Annotated in this window: 12 tRNA genes and 1 rRNA gene; all 13 read right to left on the reverse strand. The window is 53.3% G+C overall.

The window, feature by feature from the left end:
- Positions 1-2 precede the first annotated feature (2 nt).
- A tRNA-Ser gene (locus tag ABH966_RS26940) sits at positions 3-95 on the reverse strand.
- A 13-nt stretch (positions 96-108) separates the two neighbouring features.
- Positions 109-185 (reverse strand) — tRNA-Ile (locus ABH966_RS26945).
- A 7-nt stretch (positions 186-192) separates the two neighbouring features.
- Positions 193-266 (reverse strand) — tRNA-Met (locus ABH966_RS26950).
- A 26-nt stretch (positions 267-292) separates the two neighbouring features.
- Positions 293-368, reverse strand: a tRNA-Ala gene (locus tag ABH966_RS26955).
- Between the two features lie 6 nt (positions 369-374).
- Positions 375-451: transfer RNA gene (locus tag ABH966_RS26960), tRNA-Pro, on the reverse strand.
- Positions 452-464: 13 nt separating this feature from the next.
- Positions 465-541, reverse strand: a tRNA-Arg gene (locus ABH966_RS26965).
- Between the two features lie 19 nt (positions 542-560).
- A tRNA-Leu gene (locus ABH966_RS26970) sits at positions 561-649 on the reverse strand.
- Positions 650-654: 5 nt separating this feature from the next.
- A tRNA-Gly gene (locus ABH966_RS26975) sits at positions 655-729 on the reverse strand.
- 46 nt (positions 730-775) lie between these two features.
- Positions 776-860, reverse strand: a tRNA-Leu gene (locus ABH966_RS26980).
- 21 nt (positions 861-881) lie between these two features.
- A tRNA-Lys gene (locus ABH966_RS26985) sits at positions 882-957 on the reverse strand.
- A gap of 7 nt (positions 958-964) precedes the next feature.
- Positions 965-1040, reverse strand: a tRNA-Thr gene (locus ABH966_RS26990).
- Between the two features lie 3 nt (positions 1041-1043).
- A tRNA-Val gene (locus tag ABH966_RS26995) sits at positions 1044-1119 on the reverse strand.
- A 10-nt stretch (positions 1120-1129) separates the two neighbouring features.
- Positions 1130-1222: ribosomal RNA gene (gene rrf / locus ABH966_RS27000) — 5S ribosomal RNA — on the reverse strand; the annotation flags it as partial.

Genomic DNA, 1222 nt, shown 5'->3' on the forward strand with positions numbered 1-1222 from the left:
ACTGGAGGAGGTAGAGGGATTCGAACCCCCGCGCGGTGTTACCCGCCTGTCGGTTTTCAAGACCGATCCCTTCAGCCAGACTTGGGTATACCTCCGTAATTATATAAATGGTGGACCTTGCAGGACTCGAACCTGCGACCGGACGGTTATGAGCCGTCTGCTCTAACCAACTGAGCTAAAGGTCCTTTAAGATGGCGGCAGAGGGGATCGAACCCCCGACCTTACGGGTATGAACCGTACGCTCTAGCCAGCTGAGCTACGCCGCCAGGATCTTTATACTGGTTATCTTTTATGGTGGAGCCTAGCGGGATCGAACCGCTGACCTCCTGCGTGCAAGGCAGGCGCTCTCCCAGCTGAGCTAAGGCCCCATAAAATGGTCGGAATGACAGGATTCGAACCTACGACCCCTTGGTCCCAAACCAAGTGCTCTACCAAGCTGAGCTACATTCCGATAAATATTAATTTGGCGCGCCCGACAGGAGTCGAACCCATAACCTTCTGATCCGTAGTCAGACGCTCTATCCAATTGAGCTACGGGCGCTAATGATTAAAATAAAAAATGGTGCCGAGGGCCGGAATCGAACCGGCACGGTAGTCACCTACCGCAGGATTTTAAGTCCTGTGCGTCTGCCAGTTCCGCCACCCCGGCACATTTGGAGCGGAAGACGAGGTTCGAACTCGCGACCCCCACCTTGGCAAGGTGGTGTTCTACCACTGAACTACTTCCGCATGTGCATAAGATTTATTTATCCTGGCAATTATGAAATTTTAAAAATGGTGCGGGTGAAGGGAGTCGAACCCCCACGCCTTGCGGCGCTAGATCCTAAGTCTAGTGCGTCTGCCAATTCCGCCACACCCGCATATTTTGTTGGCAATTTAAATGGTGAGCCATGAAGGACTCGAACCTTCGACCCTCTGATTAAAAGTCAGATGCTCTACCAACTGAGCTAATGGCTCAAAACTATGGTGCCGGCGATAGGAGTCGAACCCACGACCTACTGATTACAAGTCAGTTGCTCTACCAACTGAGCTACACCGGCGAATGGTGGAGGATGACGGGCTCGAACCGCCGACCCCCTGCTTGTAAGGCAGGTGCTCTCCCAGCTGAGCTAATCCTCCTGGGTATTATGCCTAGCGACGTCCTACTCTCACAGGGGGAAGCCCCCAACTACCATCGGCGCTAAAGAGCTTAACTTCCGTGTTCGGTATGGGAACGGGTGTG

Origin of the sequence: Lysinibacillus sp. RC46 (assembly GCF_041262385.1) — a bacterium.
Classification (GTDB): domain Bacteria; phylum Bacillota; class Bacilli; order Bacillales_A; family Planococcaceae; genus Lysinibacillus.